17 protein-coding genes are annotated in these 17,917 nt (G+C 35.8%); 7 read left to right on the top strand and 10 right to left on the bottom strand.

Translation table 11 applies throughout. The annotated features are described in order from the left end of the window. Positions 1–23 precede the first annotated feature (23 nt). From AC5XHR_RS09585 to leuS, 5 genes are all read right to left on the bottom strand, one after another. Positions 24–866, bottom strand: a complete 843-nt coding sequence (locus AC5XHR_RS09585) for an energy transducer TonB (RefSeq protein WP_495950570.1) — start codon at positions 864–866, stop codon at positions 24–26. A gap of 28 nt (positions 867–894) precedes the next feature. Further along, the gene (locus tag AC5XHR_RS09580; protein ID WP_495950569.1) at positions 895–1,464 is read right to left on the bottom strand and encodes an ExbD/TolR family protein; all 570 of its coding nucleotides are present in this window, start codon (positions 1,462–1,464) and stop codon (positions 895–897) included. A gap of 5 nt (positions 1,465–1,469) precedes the next feature. Continuing rightward, on the bottom strand, positions 1,470–2,075 hold the full coding sequence (locus tag AC5XHR_RS09575; RefSeq protein ID WP_495950568.1) for an ExbD/TolR family protein: 606 nt from the start codon (positions 2,073–2,075) through the stop codon (positions 1,470–1,472). Between the two features lie 57 nt (positions 2,076–2,132). Next, positions 2,133–2,999, bottom strand: a complete 867-nt coding sequence (locus tag AC5XHR_RS09570; RefSeq protein ID WP_495950567.1) for a MotA/TolQ/ExbB proton channel family protein — start codon at positions 2,997–2,999, stop codon at positions 2,133–2,135. A 252-nt stretch (positions 3,000–3,251) separates the two neighbouring features. Beyond that, a complete protein-coding gene (gene leuS, locus AC5XHR_RS09565; RefSeq protein ID WP_495950566.1) occupies positions 3,252–6,065 on the bottom strand; it encodes a leucine--tRNA ligase in 2,814 nt (937 codons plus the stop codon). 123 nt (positions 6,066–6,188) lie between these two features. Here leuS and AC5XHR_RS09560 point away from each other — a divergent pair, with 123 nt between their 5' ends. After that, positions 6,189–6,941: a glycosyltransferase family 2 protein gene (locus tag AC5XHR_RS09560; RefSeq protein ID WP_495950565.1), complete on the top strand. Its 753-nt coding sequence runs from the start codon at positions 6,189–6,191 to the stop codon at positions 6,939–6,941. After that, positions 6,941–7,567, top strand: coding sequence for a deoxyuridine 5'-triphosphate nucleotidohydrolase (locus AC5XHR_RS09555; RefSeq protein ID WP_495950564.1), 627 nt, complete (start codon positions 6,941–6,943; stop codon positions 7,565–7,567). The genes AC5XHR_RS09560 and AC5XHR_RS09555 overlap by 1 nt, the downstream gene beginning before the upstream one ends. Here AC5XHR_RS09555 and AC5XHR_RS09550 read toward each other — a convergent pair. The 4 genes from AC5XHR_RS09550 to AC5XHR_RS09535 form a co-directional block, all read right to left on the bottom strand. Continuing rightward, entirely contained in the window at positions 7,559–8,803 is a 1,245-nt protein-coding gene (locus AC5XHR_RS09550; RefSeq protein ID WP_495950563.1) for a 3-deoxy-D-manno-octulosonic acid transferase, read from the bottom strand. The two genes, AC5XHR_RS09555 and AC5XHR_RS09550, sit on opposite strands and share 9 nt — an antisense overlap. Positions 8,804–8,812: 9 nt before the next feature. Further along, positions 8,813–9,535 carry a C40 family peptidase gene (locus AC5XHR_RS09545; protein WP_495950562.1) on the bottom strand — a complete coding sequence of 241 codons (723 nt, stop codon included), beginning with the start codon at positions 9,533–9,535 and terminating at the stop codon, positions 8,813–8,815. A gap of 20 nt (positions 9,536–9,555) precedes the next feature. Then, the gene (locus AC5XHR_RS09540; protein WP_495950561.1) at positions 9,556–10,203 is read right to left on the bottom strand and encodes an O-methyltransferase; all 648 of its coding nucleotides are present in this window, start codon (positions 10,201–10,203) and stop codon (positions 9,556–9,558) included. A 90-nt stretch (positions 10,204–10,293) separates the two neighbouring features. Beyond that, a complete protein-coding gene (locus AC5XHR_RS09535) occupies positions 10,294–11,130 on the bottom strand; it encodes an OmpA family protein (protein WP_495950560.1) in 837 nt (278 codons plus the stop codon). A 137-nt stretch (positions 11,131–11,267) separates the two neighbouring features. On the opposite strand from AC5XHR_RS09535, the gene tilS reads away from it, so the two are divergent. The 4 genes from tilS to AC5XHR_RS09515 all read left to right on the top strand — a co-directional run bounded on the left by tilS (position 11,268) and on the right by AC5XHR_RS09515 (position 16,263). Next, a complete protein-coding gene (tilS, locus tag AC5XHR_RS09530; protein WP_495950559.1) occupies positions 11,268–12,572 on the top strand; it encodes a tRNA lysidine(34) synthetase TilS in 1,305 nt (434 codons plus the stop codon). Between the two features lie 46 nt (positions 12,573–12,618). Further along, positions 12,619–14,691: a protein-disulfide reductase DsbD family protein gene (locus AC5XHR_RS09525; RefSeq protein WP_495950558.1), complete on the top strand. Its 2,073-nt coding sequence runs from the start codon at positions 12,619–12,621 to the stop codon at positions 14,689–14,691. A gap of 200 nt (positions 14,692–14,891) precedes the next feature. After that, positions 14,892–15,410 carry an ExbD/TolR family protein gene (locus AC5XHR_RS09520; RefSeq protein WP_495950557.1) on the top strand — a complete coding sequence of 173 codons (519 nt, stop codon included), beginning with the start codon at positions 14,892–14,894 and terminating at the stop codon, positions 15,408–15,410. Between the two features lie 97 nt (positions 15,411–15,507). After that, positions 15,508–16,263 carry an alpha/beta fold hydrolase gene (locus AC5XHR_RS09515; protein ID WP_495950556.1) on the top strand — a complete coding sequence of 252 codons (756 nt, stop codon included), beginning with the start codon at positions 15,508–15,510 and terminating at the stop codon, positions 16,261–16,263. 51 nt (positions 16,264–16,314) lie between these two features. On the opposite strand, the gene AC5XHR_RS09510 is transcribed toward AC5XHR_RS09515, so the two are convergent. Then, positions 16,315–17,337 carry a DHH family phosphoesterase gene (locus tag AC5XHR_RS09510; RefSeq protein ID WP_495950555.1) on the bottom strand — a complete coding sequence of 341 codons (1,023 nt, stop codon included), beginning with the start codon at positions 17,335–17,337 and terminating at the stop codon, positions 16,315–16,317. A gap of 275 nt (positions 17,338–17,612) precedes the next feature. Between AC5XHR_RS09510 and rpmH the strand changes: the two genes are divergently transcribed. Beyond that, positions 17,613–17,771 carry a 50S ribosomal protein L34 gene (rpmH, locus tag AC5XHR_RS09505; RefSeq protein ID WP_034746626.1) on the top strand — a complete coding sequence of 53 codons (159 nt, stop codon included), beginning with the start codon at positions 17,613–17,615 and terminating at the stop codon, positions 17,769–17,771. The last annotated feature ends 146 nt before the right edge of the window (positions 17,772–17,917 follow it).

Here is a 17,917-nt window from a genome sequence, read left to right as displayed (position 1 = left end):
TTTTATGTTAAATAATTCTAAAATTATTCAAATTGCATTGTAATTGGGAATCTGAATCGAGAACGAACAGGTTGTCCGTTAACTTTTCCAGGAGACCACTTTCCTTTAATAGCTTTAATCGTTCTTTCTGCTTCCTTGTTGAACCCAGAGTTAGACCCTGTAGCTTTTACATTAGAAATAGACCCGTCACGTTCTACAACGAAAGTAATCTCTGTTTTTACAGAACCTTCACCTTCCATAGATTCGTTATCAAATCCTTCTTGGAATTTTTTTCTGAATCCTGCAATTCCTCCAGAACCAAAATCTGCACCTTGATCCACCGTCTCATAAACTTCCGTTGTTGAAACTTGTGGCTTAACTTCTACTGTACTTGTTGAAGTACCTGTAGATGGTGGTGGTGGTGGAGGTGTATAAGCGGGAGTTTTTACACCTTCTTGGTTTTGTAAACCGGTTTGTGTCTTCATCTGATCCGAGATTGGCGGCGGTGGAGTTTCCACCTTAGGCGCTTTCACTGGTTCAGGAACAACGTTTTGAATAACCTCGATCTTCGGTGGCTCCACTGGTGGCGGAGGTGGCGGAGGTGGCGTATCTTCTGGTTGATCTAAGATAGGTTCCTCTTCTGGTAAAATATCAATAAGATTTGATTTTACCTCTGTTTTATCAGCTGCATTCATTTGCTTAATTTTCATTACAACAAATGGAGTAATTGCAACCACACAGAAAAGGATTGTTCCTAAAACAAAAGACTTTGTTAAAACTTTGCGATACGATGAACGCAAATCGTAAGCTCCATATTCTTTGTTTCTATTCTCAAATACGATTTCATCTAAAGTTAGATTTTTATCGTACTCTATTTCGTTTGCCATCTTAATTAAAATATATTAAGAGTTAGTATTAATTTGCCGGCGTAGGTGTTACTGGCGCTGCTCCTCCAACTTTCTTATCATATATCGCCTTTTCGTAAGGTTTAATATCGGTTACCCCGTAGATTTCGTTTTTGGTGATTGCCATTTCATCTAAAATGTCGACAAAATTTTTATATACTGCATCGTCTGTAGGCTTAATGATCACAGTAAATTTACTTGGATCCTTTGCTCTAGCTTTTGCTTGCTCAATTACTTTTGTAATTCCTTCTCTATCAAAATTAGTTTCCTGAAGGTTTTGTTCTGTTAAACCTGTTTGGTCTTGTTGATGATAGAAAATTCTATTGTTTTTACCAATTATTACACTTAATGAATTAGTAAGGTCAATCTCCGTTTTTGGAGGAGGTGCATCATTTTTAGGTTTCGCTGGAAGTCCTAAATCCATTACATTCGGTTTGGAAAATGTCGTTACCAACATGAAGAATGTAATCAAAAGAAATGCCAAATCCACCATCGGTGTCAAGTCAACGCTAGGGTTAAGCTTCTTGGAGCGAACCTTACCACCTTTGGCGCTTGAGTCTTTTACTTGTACTTCTGCCATTTCTATTATTTATTAGTATTAACTTCCTGATTTGTAATCAACTGAAACTTAAGAAAATCGATATCTCTAAGTCCTTCAAACAAGGATTTTACTCTTGGGTATTTGGTTTGCGTATCACCTTTCAATGCAAGTTTTGCATCGGCATTAACAGCTAAACTTTGTTGTACCCAATCTATTAATTCCTTTTTTGTACTATCCATTGGAACCCCAGGAACTTTATATGCTTTTTGATCATCTTCAGATAGTTTCAAGAAACCATTTAATTGGTTCATAGGAACTCCTACTGATTTGATTTTTGCAAAAGCAGATTTCTCTTCTGGTGTAAACGTTAGTCCATACTTCTTGGCCATATTATCTAATAGCCTAATTCTTTCAGTTCCATTATCTACAGGTGTAAAGTAAAATCTACCATCTGTAGTACTAAGAATTGTCATGACACTTCCTTCTCCTAAAAGCGTCTCAGAAATTGAAGATGGCGTCGTGATTGTCTCCACATCCGGCTTAGCAAACTGAGCCGTCAAGATAAAGAACGTAAGTAGAAGGAATGACACATCGGTCATCGCCGTCATATCTACTCGAATATTATGTCTTTTTGGTTTGACTCTCGCCATTATTTAAATCTTTTTTATTAAACTTCTAATTTTCGAAAATGGGTTGCCCCATTATTCTTAGTTATGCTCAGCGAAAGACTGCTGAATAGACATTGCGATCTCGTCGATTTTGAATGTCAAACCATCAATTTTAGAAGTAAAATAGTTGTAAAGGATAATAGCTACTGCAGAAGTACCAATACCTAAAGCTGTATTTACAAGTGCTTCAGAGATACCTACTGATAGTTTAGCTGAATCTGGTGTACCACCACCTGAACCTAATGCGTGGAACGCGTTGATCATCCCGATTACCGTACCTAATAATGCTACTAATGTTGCAACTGTACCTAATGTGGATAAGATCATCATGTTTTTCTCAAGCATTGGCATCTCAAGCGTTGTAGCTTCTTCGATAGACTTGTTAAGTGCAATAATTTTTTGCTCTTTATTTAAAGTACCATCTTTTGCTAAAGCTTTGTAAGAGATAAGTCCTTCTTTCACTACGTTACCAACAGAACCTTGTTGTCTGTCGCACTCTTCAAGAGCTTCGTCGATTTTGTTTTCGTTTACTAACTTTCTTACTGTAAGTACGAAGTTATCAACATTACCTTTACCTTGAGCCTTGCTCAAAACGAAGAAACGCTCGATAGAGAACACGATTACGATAATCATGAAAGAGATTAGGATAGGTACGATAATACCTCCCATGTAGATAATTCCCATAAAACCTTCTGGTTGAAATTCGGATCTTTCTACATCTGTGAAAGCAACTGATAACGCATCTTTGATTCTGTCATCTGGCTTAAAATTACCTGGACTACCTAAAATAAACCAATAAATTGAAACCCCAACAAGAAATATGATTGGGATAATTAAAAATGGATTAAGACCACCCGTTTTTCTAGCAACTACTTGCTCTTCTGTGTTTGAAACATTCATTTCCATATTAAACTAAATTATACTTGTTATATATTTTTACAGCGTGTAAATTAAAGTCAAAAAAAATTAAGTTGCAAGTATTTTACCAAAACTTCATGTTTCCATGTTAGCAAAAGCCTTGCGGAAAAATTACAGAATTCTCATTTTTTTATCTAATTTTTAATTCTATTTTCCTAAAATTTCATTTACGTTGATAATTTTGAAAAATACTCGCTAGATTTTATGAAATCAGTAATAGTTTTTCCCTCTTATTTTTTTTTACATCACAATATTAATAATTTTTTTAGGTACAACGATGATTTTTTTTGGGTTATTTCCATTTAATTGCTGAATTGTTCTTTCGTCAGCCATCACCGCTTCTTCAATTTGTTTGATTTCCAAATCTGCCGCTAGAGCTAGTTTAAACTTCATTTTCCCGTTAAAACTCACTGGATACTGAATTTCATCCTCTACCAAATACGCCTCGTTTAATTGAGGAAAGCTTTCAAACTCAATACTTTGCTCATGCCCCAACGCTGCCCAAACTTCTTCACAAAGATGTGGAGCATACGGTGAAACCAAAATTGCTAAAGGTTCCAAAATGGCTCTTTTGTTCGTTTTCAACTTCTGAAGTTCGTTTGTGGCAATCATAAATTGTGAAACCGACGTGTTAAATGAGAAATGCTCAATATCGTAAATCACCTTCTTAATTAGGGTATGTAATACTTTATATTCTTCTTTCGTTGGTTGTTCCTCTGAAATCGAAAGCACATCGCCATCGTAATAAAGATTGTAGAATTTCTTCAAGAATCCATAAACACCACTTAACCCTTGCGTATTCCATGGTTTTGATTGTTCTAATGGACCTAAAAACATTTCGTAAAGACGAAGACAGTCTGCCCCATATTCTTCACAAATATCATCTGGATTTACCACGTTGAATTTGGATTTCGACATTTTCTCTACTTCCCTTTCGGTCATGTATTTTCCGTCTTCCAAAACAAACTCAGCATCAGCAAATTCTGGACGCCAATTTTTGAATTTCTCCGTATCCAATTCGTCTGTTGCTCCTTTTAATAAAGAAACATCGACGTGGATTTTTTGCGTTTGATGATCTTTGGCTAGACTTTTAGAAACAAATGTATTCGTTCCATCAATTCGGAAAACATAGGCACTCATTCCTAGAATCATCCCTTGATTAATCAACTTTTTGAATGGTTCTTCTTGCGAAATCCACCCACGATCTTTCAAGAACATATTCCAAAAACGCGAATATAATAAGTGACCAGTTGCGTGTTCGCTTCCTCCGATATATAAATCAACTTGTCCCCAATAATCGGAAATCGATTTTTCGCAAAACGTTTGATTATCATGTGGATCCATATATCTTAGGAAATACCAAGAGCTTCCCGCCCACCCTGGCATCGTTGATAATTCCAAAGGAAAAACCGTTTCATTATTAATTAAATCAACAGAAACCACTTTTTGATTCGCCTCATCCCAAGCGAAATCTTTTGCATTTCCTAATGGCGGATCACCATCTTCCGTTGGAAGATATTTTTCAACTTCTGGTAATTCTAATGGCAAAGCCGAAGCCGGTAACGTATACGGCATCTCGTCCTTATAATAAATAGGAACGGGTTCGCCCCAATACCGTTGTCTGCTGAAAATCGCATCACGTTGTCTAAAATTAACCGTTCCGTTTCCAATTTTGCGAGCTTCGATTTCTGAAATAATTTTAGACTTCGCTTCATTATAGTTTAAACCATCAAGAAAATCCGAATTTACACACGTACTATCTTTGGAATCAAATGATTCTTCTTGGATATCAACATCTGTGTTTACGACTTTCACGATTTCCAAACCGAATTTCTTCGCAAAACGGTGATCACGTTCGTCATGAGCCGGAACCGCCATTACAGCACCCGTACCGTATCCCATTAAAACATAATCTGAAATATAAACTGGAATCCTTTTCCCAGTAAATGGATTGATCGCATACGAACCTGTGAACGCTCCCGAAACAGATTTCACATCAGCTAAACGATCACGTTCTGTTTTTTTCGAAGTTTCTTCGATGTAGTTTTCAACTTCAGTTTTCTGCTCAGGCGTTGTAATTCCTTCTACCAAGCCGTGTTCTGGCGCCAAAACCATAAAAGTAGAACCAAAAATGGTATCAGGACGCGTTGTAAAAACTTCAATAACCTCATCATGACCATCCAATTTGAACTCCACAGAAGCACCTTGCGATTTTCCAATCCAATATTCTTGAGCATCTTTCAGCGGTTGTGGCCAATCTATATTTTGCAATCCAGAAAGCAATCTTTCAGAATATGCTGTAATACGCATACTCCACTGCATCATTTTCTTTTGGAAAACGGGGAATCCGCCTCTTTCCGACTTACCGTCTTTCACTTCATCATTCGCCAATACCGTTCCTAAAGCTGGACACCAATTCACTGTCGTTTCTGCACGGAAAGCTAAACGGTAGTTTAACAAAATATCTTGCTTATCTAGTTCAGAAGCATTTTTCCAGTCATCTGCTGAAAAAGAAAGTTCTTCCGTTTGCGAAGCTTGTAAACCTTCTGTTCCGTTTGCTTCAAAATGAGCAATTAACGAATCAATAGATTCTGCTTTATCGGTTGCTTTATTATACCAAGAATGGAAAAATTGAATAAAAATCCATTGCGTCCATTGGTAATACGATGCATCTGACGTTCTGATTTCGCGACTCCAATCAAATGAAAAACCAATACGACGCATTTGCTCTTCGTAACGATTGATATTTTCTTCTGTTGTTACCGCAGGATGTTGACCCGTTTGAATGGCATATTGCTCCGCAGGCAAACCAAAACTATCGTAACCTATGGGATGCAATACATTGAATCCTTGGTGTCTTTTAAACCTTGAATAAATATCACTTGCAATATATCCGAGCGGATGTCCAACATGCAATCCCGCCCCAGATGGATACGGAAACATGTCTAAAACATAAAATTTCGGTTTGCCCGATTGATTGTTAGTTTTATACGTTTGGTTTTTCTCCCAGTATTCTTGCCACTTTTTTTCTATCTTCTGATGATCGTAAAACACTTCGAATTTCTTTATAGTTAATTACTTGATTCTTTACAAAGACACAAATTTACGCACTTTTGAGGTAAGAAAAAACGGCATTTGAAGAAATATCCTATTTTTGCGGTGCACAAATAGCATACAATGGCGGAAATATCTATTATCACACCTGTTTACAACTCGTCACCATTTTTGGAGGACACGATAAATTGTGTGCTTAATCAGACTTTTCAAGATTGGGAATGGATTCTTACAGACGACAAGTCCACGGATAATTCAGTAGAAATTATTCAGCGATTTCCGGATCCGAGAATAAAACTCGTCATTGCTGAAAAGAACGGCGGAGCGGGACATGCACGAAATTTATCCTTACAAGAAGCCACTGGAAAATACATTACATTTCTAGATGCAGATGATTTTTGGGAACCCAATTTTCTTGAAGAAATGGTGACTTTCATGAAGCGTGAAAATGCAGAACTTGCCTATTCTAATTACGCTCGTTGCGACGAAAATTTGAATCCTCAAATTGCAGATTTTATTGCTGATAAAGATGTTACTTTTTCCAATTTATTAAAAACATGCCGACTTTCTTTGCTTTCGACAATGTATGATAGCAGCCGTGTTGGTAAAGAATATTTTCCAGAAGGAACAAAACGTGAAGATCATGTCATGTGGTTGAATTTGCTGAAGAAAATCCCTATTGGAAAGCCACTTCCCAAAACTATGGCCAAGTACAGAATGCATCCACAAAGTATTTCTCGTAAGAAAACCAACATTATGCTCGATCAGTATTTGGTTTACAAAGATTACATGCACTACTCGACCTTAAAATCGATGTATTACACGGCTAATTGGGCTTTTAATGGTTTTAAAAAATATTCCAAACTCTTTAATTAATGGAGTATTCTAAAGAATTTAAACAAGCATTGAGCGAATTTTCGTCGATTGAAAAAGATCGATTGATTTTTCGATTGTTGAAGAAAGACAAACTACTTTCTAAAAAATTGTATTTCGAACTTATCGATCAAGAAACGACGGATGATAAAAGAAATGCGATGGAAGAATTGATCAAGGAACGAATTTCATCCGCTTCGAAATACATTTCCAATCCGAAATATTTTCTCACGCTTATCCGAAAACTAAGTGCAGAAATCACCGAACATGTAAAAATTACAACGGATAAATTTGGTGACGTAAGTTTGAATTTACTTCTTGTAAGTCAAGTTTTGGAATATCACGAAAAACTCAACAGAGAACGTTTTGACATGGTGTACAAACTTCACATGTACCTCATCAATAAATTATTGAAAGCCTTAATTCTGATAAAGAAATTGGACGAAGATTATTGGATGGAATTTGATGAACTACTTCGTGATATCGATTTACAAATTCACCAAATCTTGTTCTTAGAAAAGCTTTGCGTGAATAATAGTTTTGATTTCAATTGGTTGCAATCGGAAAACATTCCAGACAATTTGGACGCCATCGTAAAAGACATTAAAAGTCAAGGATTTTTACGCTAGAATTTTTTTCACGACATATTCTGTTGCGTTGGGCTGGGAAGAAATAAATCGTCCCGCATTGTCGCCCATTTCTTTTCTCAAAGGTTCGTTTGCAAGCAGTTCTAAAATAAATTGAGCCGCAAAAAACTCATCTTCCATGGCGCGACCTCCATTTTCTGCGATCAATTCATCGGCTTCAGGATTTTTCTGATACTGATCACCGAAAAAAACCGGAACGCCAAAAACGGCAGCTTCCAAAATATTATGCAATCCTGCCGAATGAAATCCACCACCAACAATGGCAATGTCTGCGTACGAATACAATTTGGATAAAAGCCCGATAGAATCGATGATTAAAACGGGAGCATCCCATTCAAAAAATTGAGAAGTTTCTTGAGATTTTAGATAATCGCTGTATAAAATGACTTTTGGAAATTGCGAAATCAACGATTCAACACGTTTTAGATTGTGCGGAGCGATAATGATTTTTACATTCGAATTTTTCTTGGAAACAATTTCAGCAATACGTTCTTCCGCTTGCCACGAACTTCCGAAAACAACTACTTTTTTTCCATTCACAAAACGAAACAAACCTGCCACTTCGTTATTTCGAGTTAAATTATGTTTTACTTGATCGAAACGCGTATCACCAGACGTTGATGAATTGGTAAGTCCAACACTTTTTGCCAACGCCGTAGAATGTTTTGTTTGGTGAAAAAACCAATCTATTGAGTTTTTTAAACTTGAGACAAACCAATTTCCGTAGGGTTTAAAGAAAACTTGCGTTTCATAAAAATAGGCTGAAATCACATACATTTTCGCTCCGCTTTTCTTAAGATGCGCCAATAAATTGTACCAATAATCGTATTTAACGGTGAAGAAAATATCGGTTTTGAAATGCGATGTAAATTCCTCAATCCACTTTTCACGATCAAAAGGCAAATAGCAAATCACATCAGCAATAGTTTCTTTTTTAATCACATTTTCATAACCAGACGGCGAGAAAAAAGTAATTAAAATTTTATGATTCTGAAGCTCTTCTTTCAATCGAATTAAAACCGGTAAACCTTGAAGATATTCGCCCAAACTTGCCGCATGCATCCAAATAACTTTATCATCCTTAGAAAAGGCAGATTTCACGCGATTACAACTTTGTCTACGGCCCGCCAAACCTCGCTTCAGCTTGTAATTGAACGGTGCACCGATTTTCATTCCGAAAATCAACAAGCTAACAAATATGTTGTAAAAAAAATGCAAGGTTTTGATTTAAGAATTGAGAACGCGTCTTATGAATCGTAACTTATGCGAATGTTGTTTTCTTTCGTGATTGTAAATTCCTGTGCTATCTAAAACATCAATTCTTACCTTTCCAGAAGCATGAATGATTTTTTGATTTTCCAACATAATTCCAACGTGAACAATATCACCATCACTATCTTCGAAAAACGCTAAATCACCTGGCAAACTTTCTTCAACAAAAGTCAACAATTCGCCAACTTCTGCCTGCTGATACGCATCTCTAGGAAGTTTTACATTATGAATTTTATAAACCAACTGAACCAAACCACTGCAATCAACCCCGAAAAAGCTTTTTCCTGCCCATAAATACGGGATGTTCAAAAACTCGCGAGCCGTAAGTGCAATACTTTCTCGAAGATTATGACTTCTTTGCGAAGTAACAATCTGGAATTCTACTTCAGAACCCATGGAAAGCAACGTTCGACCATCCTTCATTATTACTGAAGAAAAACATTCAGTAACAACCGAGACTTTTCGATTCTCCAAAAATTCGTCCGTAATGGAGGAAACTTGTTTCGCATCAATCCAACCTTCGTAATTATCGTAATGAATTTTAATTTTCGTCCAATGCTTTTGCTCTTCCAAAATATCACACGATTCCCCAAACAACATTTGAGTAACCATTTCTACTTTTTCAGAAGGAGTTGCTCTCACAGGAGCAACGGTAACAACGCAAATTCCTTTTTTCATCAATTCCAACTATTTAAAATTCAAATTTTTCTTAAAAAATTAACCCCATCACGCAAAGGTAAAATTAGATTATCAAAATCTTCATCTTTCGCAATACGATCATTTAATTCCTGTATAATCTGTGTTGATTTCAACTTCGGATTTTCTTCCAAAACCTTTCCGTACCACAAAACGTTATCAAACATAAGAACCGAACCCGATTTCAAATGCGGTTTTAAAAGCTCCAAATATTCGATATAATTTTCTTTATCCGCATCAATAAACACCAAATCAAAAACCAAATCGGTCGTTTTCAGAAATTCTTTAGCGTCTTGTAATCGAAAGTCAATTTGATTACGGTAATCGCTTTCAGCAAAATATTTTCTTGGAATATACGCCAAATCTTCATTAACATCGAGTGTAATGATTTTTCCATCTTCGGGAAGGCCTTCTGCTAAACAAAGTGTCGCGTAACCCGTAAAAGTCCCGATTTCTAAAATCAATTTGGGTGCATTCATTTTTGCAATAATGCTCAACAAACGTCCTTGCTGATAGCCCGAAATCATATGCGGTTGTGTGGTTTTCTGAAACGTTTCTCTTCTCAAACGTCGCAAAATATCCGACTCTTGGGAAGCGTGATTTTCAAGATACCGATCCATTTCTGGACTTATTTCTTCAAAAAAACTCATGAAGTTCTATTTAATTGTCAAAAATAGGTAAAATCAACAAAAAACCTTGCCAAAAAATTAGCAAGGTTTCTTTAACGATCTAGGTTTCGTTTATTTTTTTACGGGAGCAATATCCATCAACTTCATGAATTCATCAAGCTTCGGCATAATGATAATCTCCGTTCTTCTGTTTTCTGCTCTACCAGAAATTGAAGCGTTGGTTGTCTTCGGATTGTATTCTGAACGACCACCAGCGGTAATCCTTTGTGGATTTACCCCAAACTGCGTTTGTAGAACTTTTGCAATCGCTGTTGCTCTAAGCGCTGATAAATCCCAGTTATCTCTAGGAACATTTCCAGAACTTAATGGTGTGTTATCCGTGTTACCTTCGATTAAAACGCTATACGTATCGTAATCGTTGATTACTTTCGCTACTTTTCCTAACACGTCTTGCGCAGCAGGTAAAACGTCGAATTTACCAACATTGTAAAGCATTTTATCCGAAAGTGAAATCATCACCACTCCTTTTAATACTTTTACATCAACATCTTGATCTGCAATGTTGTCCAATGATCTTTTTAATTTGTTAGACAAAGCCACATTCAAACTATCGTTTCTAGAATTTGAAGCAATTAACTGCTTAATGTACGAATTCGAAGCATTGATTTCTCCAACCAATTTATCAATATTAGCCGAAGATTTCCCCGTGTTAGACAAACAAGCGTCTAGGGATGATTTTAAAGCGTCATTTTGATTTTTAAGCAAATTGTTCTCGCTCGTCAAACCAGAATTCGCCGACTTTAAGTCTTGAATTTCCCTTTGTCTTTCCGCAAGATTTTCAATACTCTGCTTGTAGTTTTGGTTGAGCGCATCGTACTGCTTTTTGCTTACGCAACTCGTCAAGGTAAGAGCGGCCGCTCCAATGACGAAAAGTTTTCCTAATCTCATATACTTTATTTTAAAATTTTTGTATTTGAATCTGAAAAAGCCTCTCATAAAAGGTTTCAGATAAGCCAAAAATACAAATAAGTTTTTAAAAGATGCCTATATTTGTGTGTTTTAACCAAATTTTAATACTTCAAAACATGATTACCGTAGCGCAATTTCAGCAACAAATAGAGCTTGATTTTCCTAATTTTCTAGGGCATCGTTTTCTTTTAGCCGTGAGCGGTGGTGCTGATTCTATGGTTCTTGCTCACCTTTTCAATTCGTTACAAATTCCGTTCGGAATTGCTCATGTTAATTACCATCTTCGGGATGAAGATTCTAATTTGGACGAAGAACTTGTTAAAAATTTCGCTGAGCTTAATCAAATTCCGTTTTTCAGTTATACCGTAACCGAAAAAGATGAAAAGCCAGAAGGTTCTATTCAGATTTGGGCTCGCGACTTACGTTACGCTTTTTTTGAAAAAATTCAAAAAGAACATGATTTTGATATTTTGGTTACCGCCCATCATCTGGATGATCAATTGGAAACATTTTTAATTAATTTAGGAAGAGGAAGCGGAATTAAAGGTTTAACCGGAATTCCTTCCAACGAAAAAGTGTATCGCCCGCTTTCCAAGCTTTCGAAGCAAGAAATTTATGATTTTGCTGAAGTAGAAAAAATCGATTTCCGAGAAGATTACACCAATAAAAAAGACGATTATCTACGAAATAAGCTTCGAAATCAAATCATTCCGAATTTAAAAGAGACGAATTCTCAGTTTTTAGAAAACTTTGAAACAAGTATTTCGCATTTGCGATCTGTCGAAAAATTTGCCCAAGAACAAGTGGAACTCTTTTTCAAATCAGAATTTTCAAAAATTGAAAACCGATTTGAAGTTGAAAAATCAAAATTGGAAGCAGCGAATTCGTATTTGCAATATGAAATTTTAAAGAAATTTGGATTTAAAAATCCAGAAGAAAATCAAAAACTATTCACATCCGAAACAGGAAAATATTTTCAGTCTAAAAGTCATAAAATCTTTATTAATCGAGATCAATTACTATTTACACCATTAGAAACCAACCTAGAAGGAGAACAAGAAGTCATTCTCATTCCAACTAAAAACGACTTGGATTTTTCGTTAAAATTTTTCGTTTCGGCAGAAATTTTAGGTTTAGAAAAACAAGTGAATAACATTTGGCTTTATGACCTTGAAAAGCTCGTATTTCCTATAAAAATTAGAAAATGGAAGACCGCAGATTACTTCTACCCAATTGGAATGGATGGAAAAAAGAAGGTCTCTAAGTTTTTTAAAGATGAAAAATTTTCTATTTTAGCGAAGCAAAAAACATGGCTCTTGTGTGATGGCGAAGATCGAGTTTTAGGGATTATCCCACAACGACAAGATGGGCGTTTTGCTCAAAATGAAGTCGGAAACAACACGTTACAGCTACGTTTTTAGAATCAGTGCAATGAAAAATTGCAGAATAAATCAGTAAAAAAGTAAAATGAAATTTAGAAATTGGATATTCTTCCTCCTAGTAATGATTGGGAGTTTGGCGAATGCGCAAATAAAAAACCCAGTAAAATTTAAATTTGATATAAAAGAAATAGGCAACGATCAATACGAAGCCGTTCTTGTAGCCACGCTTGAAAGCGGATGGCACGTAAACTCAAAAGACATCGATCCTGAAGTGGGCGCCATCCCAACTGAATTCAAAGTAAGTGGTGCGAATATCGTTCCTGTTGGTAAGTTCACCGAGCATGGAAAGAAAATTCAAGAATATTCAGAAGCCTTTATGGGCGATATTGCGTATTATGCAAACACAGCACAATTCAAGCAAAAATTCAAATTAAAAGATCCTACAAAAGCTGCTGAAGTCATTGCGGAAATCACGTACCAAACGTGTAATGACCGAATTTGTTTGGCTCCAAATACGTTAGAATTCACCAAAGATGTTGCTGGAAAAGTAGCCGCAGCCGATACAAAAACGGAAGAAACAAAATCCGATTCTGTTGCAACAACAATAACTGAAGTTGTTCCCGTTGCTGGAGCAGATTCTGCTAAAGCAGGTGCAACAATAACGCAGAAATTAGATCCTAAAAACTTAAAGGTTGCTAGTTTAGATTTCCAAAATCCTTTAACCGATTGTGGAACCGAAAAGCAAAAAACAAGTGAAAATTACTGGACGTATCTTTTCCTAGGATTTATCGGAGGGATGATCGCTTTGCTTACGCCATGCGTTTTCCCAATGATTCCGCTTACGGTTTCTTTCTTTACAAAAGGAAGTAAAGACAAAGCAAAAGGAAGAAGAAATGCCCTTATTTATGGATTTTTCATCTTTATCATTTTCGTCCTATTAAGTGTACCATTCCATATTATTGATGGAATTGCTGGAAATATTTTTAATCAAATTTCGACAAGTGTTTGGTTAAACATTTTCTTCTTTGTAATCTTCATTTTCTTCGCGGGAAGTTTCTTCGGATACTACGATATTACGTTACCAAGTGCCATTGCAAACAAATCTTCAAAAGCAGAAGAAGCAGGCGGCTTGATCGGGATTTTCTTCATGGCTCTTACTTTAGTAATTGTATCATTCTCATGTACTGGACCAATTTTAGGAAGTTTATTAGGAAGTGCTGTAACAGGATCTACCGACGTACCAATGCTACTAACATTTGCGTTAGCAGGATTTGGATTGGCTTGGGCTATTGTTTTCGGGTTATTAGCATTATTTCCTCAAGCATTGCAGAGCTTACCAAAATCGGGAGGTTGGATGAATACCGTGAAAGTCGTTTTAGGATTTATTGAATTAGGTTTAGCATTAAAATTCTTATCAAAAGCCGATTTAGTTTCTAAGACATTCTTATTAAAAAGAGAACTATTCATCGTACTTTGGATCATCATCACTCTTGGATTGGTATTGTATCTATTCGGATTAATTCGATTCCCACACGACGATAAAAAACCAAAAATATCTTTAGGAAGAAAACTTTTCGGTGTTGCCGGTGTTGCTTTCTTGGTGTATCTAATTCAAGGTTTATTCCCAAGTGATCGACCAAAACTTCAATTATTAAGTGGAATTTTGCCTCCAATCAACGTGAGTTATTTCCACGATGAAAAAGATGGAATTTTAGGAATGCATCCTGAACATGACTATTTCAATGCCATAGAATTGGCTCAAAAAGAAAATAAACCGATTCTTGTAGATTTCACCGGTTATGGTTGTGAAAACTGCCGTAAAATGGAGGAATTCGTTTGGAGTGAACCGGATATTCTTCCAATACTTCAGAACGACGTTGTTTTAGCTTCGCTTTATGTTGATGATAAGGAAGAATTACCAGAAGATCAACAAACTAGAATTGATATGGGTGGTGGACAAATGAAACGTATCAAAACAATCGGTGACCGTTGGAGTATGTTCCAGCAAGTGAATTTCAATAACAATTCGCAACCGCACTACGTTTTAATAACGCCGGATGGAAAAGTAATTAACGATCCTGTTTCGGGATACATGCCTAAAGAAGATTTCAAAAAATTCTTGGAATGTGGGGTTAATTATTTCAAATCGAAAAAATAAAAAACTCAACAAACAATACAAAGCCTTGTGAATATTCGCAAGGCTTTTTTTATTTTATTACGACACGCATACCATTTAAACATTCAAATTATCAATAATTTAACAATTATACGATTTTAGGTATATAATTTGTAATTCACAACTCAGAACACAATCGATTGTTTCAAAATTCTACAAGTTTAACCTTAAAAAATTAAAAAATGGCTGAAGTACTTATTCAAGACAGAAGCAAGGGCAGAGCTTCTCCTAGAAAGAACATTCATGTAGACATGACTCCTATGGTTGATTTGGGCTTTCTGCTAATCACTTTTTTTATGCTGATTAGCAACTTTTCTAAACCCAACGTTATGGATCTTGGTCTACCTGCGAAAGAATCCACTCCTATTGGAAATGTAATTGACATTAAAAATCAAATTACATTTATTTTAGGAGCTGACAATCGAGTTTTTTATTATCAAAAAGAAGCGCAAGCAGTACAATCTAGCGATTTACAGGAAGTAAGTGCGGAAGGAATTGAAATTTCTAAAATCATCAATTCGTACAAGCAAGCAGCGCCGAAAAAGGATTTATTCACCATCATTGTGAAACCAGCAACGGATGCGAATTATAAAAACTTTGTTGATATGCTAGATCAAATCGCCATCACACAAAACGAACGTTATGGCATTACCGATCTTAAAGACACCGAAAAAACAGCGTATTTGAAAAAACTACATTAATTAATCTAAACATGATGGGCAGTTTCTGCCCATTTTGTTATTTTTGAAGAGGAAACTTGTTACAAAAATAAGTTCTAAATAACGAAAACGGAAAACTATGTTGAATTTTGAAATAACGCATAACGGAAAAGAAAACTTGGTTCTACTTCACGGTTTTATGGAGGATTTAAGCATTTGGAATCAAATGGAGAAAGATCTTTCTAAAAACTTCACATTAATTAAAATCGACCTTCCAGGACATGGAAAATCAGATGTTTTGGCTCCAATTCAGGATATGGATTTAATGGCAGAAGAAGTAAATAAAGTTCTTGACGATTTACAACTTTCTCAAGTTCACCTTTTAGGACATTCCATGGGTGGATATGCTGGATTGGCATTTGCAGAACGCTATCCCGAAAAATTAAAATCGTTGACTCTATTTTTCTCTACCACATTGGCTGATAATGAAGAAAAGAAAGATATCCGTCGTCGAAGTATTGATGTGATTGATAAAAGTTACTCGCTATTTGTAAACAATAGCATTCCGAATCTTTTTTCTGAATATGATTTGGATGAACTGAAAAACGAAATTCAAGTCGCGAAAGATATTGCATTGCAAACTCCAATTGAAGGTGTAAAAGCGTCGCAACTCGGTATGGCTGAACGACCAGATCGAACTTCCGTTTTAGAAAACTTCAAAGGAAAAATCGTTGTTATTGCTGGAAAACATGACAACGCCGTGAAAACAGATTTGTTTTTTGAAAAGATTCCGAATCAAAAAAATATCAAAACGTATATTTTGGACTGTGGACATAACGGGCATTGGGAAAAACCCGAAATTTGCGCCGCGATTATTAACACCGAATTAACATAAAAAAAGCACCTTTGAAGGTGCTTTTTTGTTTACTTATTACTTCAGAATCTACTATTCTCCATCCAAAGCAAGTCCAGATTCTTCAACTTTATTTTTAAATTCTTCGATCGTTTTTTCTAAAGAAAGATACGATTTCCCTCCAGAAGCGTTAATATGTCCACCGCCACTAAAATAGGTTCTTGAAAACTGATTTACATCAACCAAACCTTTACTACGGAACGATATTTTAATAAAATTATCAAAAAGATCTTCCATAAAGAAGGCAGCAACTTTGGTTCCTGCAATGCTCAAACCATAATTCACAAAACCTTCGGTATCTCCTTTTTCAAAACCGTATTGCTTTAATTCCTCTCTTGTTAATGATAAAATCGCCACACGACCTTCGTCAACAACTTCAATTCGACCCAAAATCAACGAAAGCAAATGCAAACGTGAAACGGTATTGGTATCTAAAACGTTGGAAGAAATAATCGATGGATCAACACCTTTATCCATTAAATCAGCTACAATTCGGTGCGTTGTTGCGCTTGTTGAACGAAAACGAAAACCGCCTGTATCGGTCATAATTCCCGTATACAAACATTCTGCAACGTCACGATTAACCAAATCCGTTTCGCCTAAAGCCGAAATAAAATGATACACCATCTGACACGTTGCCGGAACCGAAGTATCCGAATACACATAATCAAACTGATCTGGCATCTGATGATGATCAATCAATATTTTTGTTGCTTTTGATTTTTGCAACATTTGCGAAACCAAATCACCAGAACGATGCGCGGCATTGAAATCTAAAATGAAAATAACATCCGCTTCCGTAAACAAGTCCCAAGCTTTTTTGCGTTTATAATCTGCAATGGTAATTTGCTTCGCATCGGGCATCCACTTTAAAAATTTTGGATAATCATTCGGCACCAATACTTCAGCATCAACACCTTTCGCTTTCAGAAAATGTTTTAATCCAAGACTACTTCCAATCGCGTCGCCATCAGGATTATAATGCGTTGTAATCACAATTTTCTTACCCGGAACCAACATTCCTTTAATTTCTTCCAGCTCGGTATTTGTAAACATGAAGTTGTATATTTGATTTTTAAAAAGAGGTCAAAGATACTAAAATATCTTCCGCAGAAAGTTGCACTTTTGCTACAATTACGATCAAATTGCGGGTAAATAAATGGTGAAAACCAAGTGAACAACCTTGCTAAAAGCTAAAGATTTAGAAATTTGAAACTTGTTCCGAAAAAAAGCGTTGATTTTTGAACAATTGTTTGCGAAATTAAAAAAAACCACTATCTTTGCAACCTGAATTTAGAAAAATTACGGACACTTTATAATATACTAAAGTAATGAGCAAAAGAACATTCCAACCATCAGAGAGAAAGAAAAGAAACAAACACGGTTTCAGAGAAAGAATGTCTACACCTAACGGAAGAAGAGTGTTGGCAGCTAGAAGAGCAAAAGGCAGAAAGAGTTTAACTGTAAGTGCAGTACGCGCTAAGAGATAATTTCTGGGTTATCATATACAAAACATGCTTGGAAAAGTCAATTTTTCAGGCATTTTTTGTTGTTAAAAATTGCTAAAACTTTTCGTACTCATAAAAGTTATACGTATTTTTGAGAATTACTTCCTTGTAATTAATTAAATCAAGAT

The organism is Kaistella sp. CFF1-2 (genome assembly GCF_059509915.1).
This window is presented reverse-complemented; position numbering and strand designations above follow the sequence as displayed.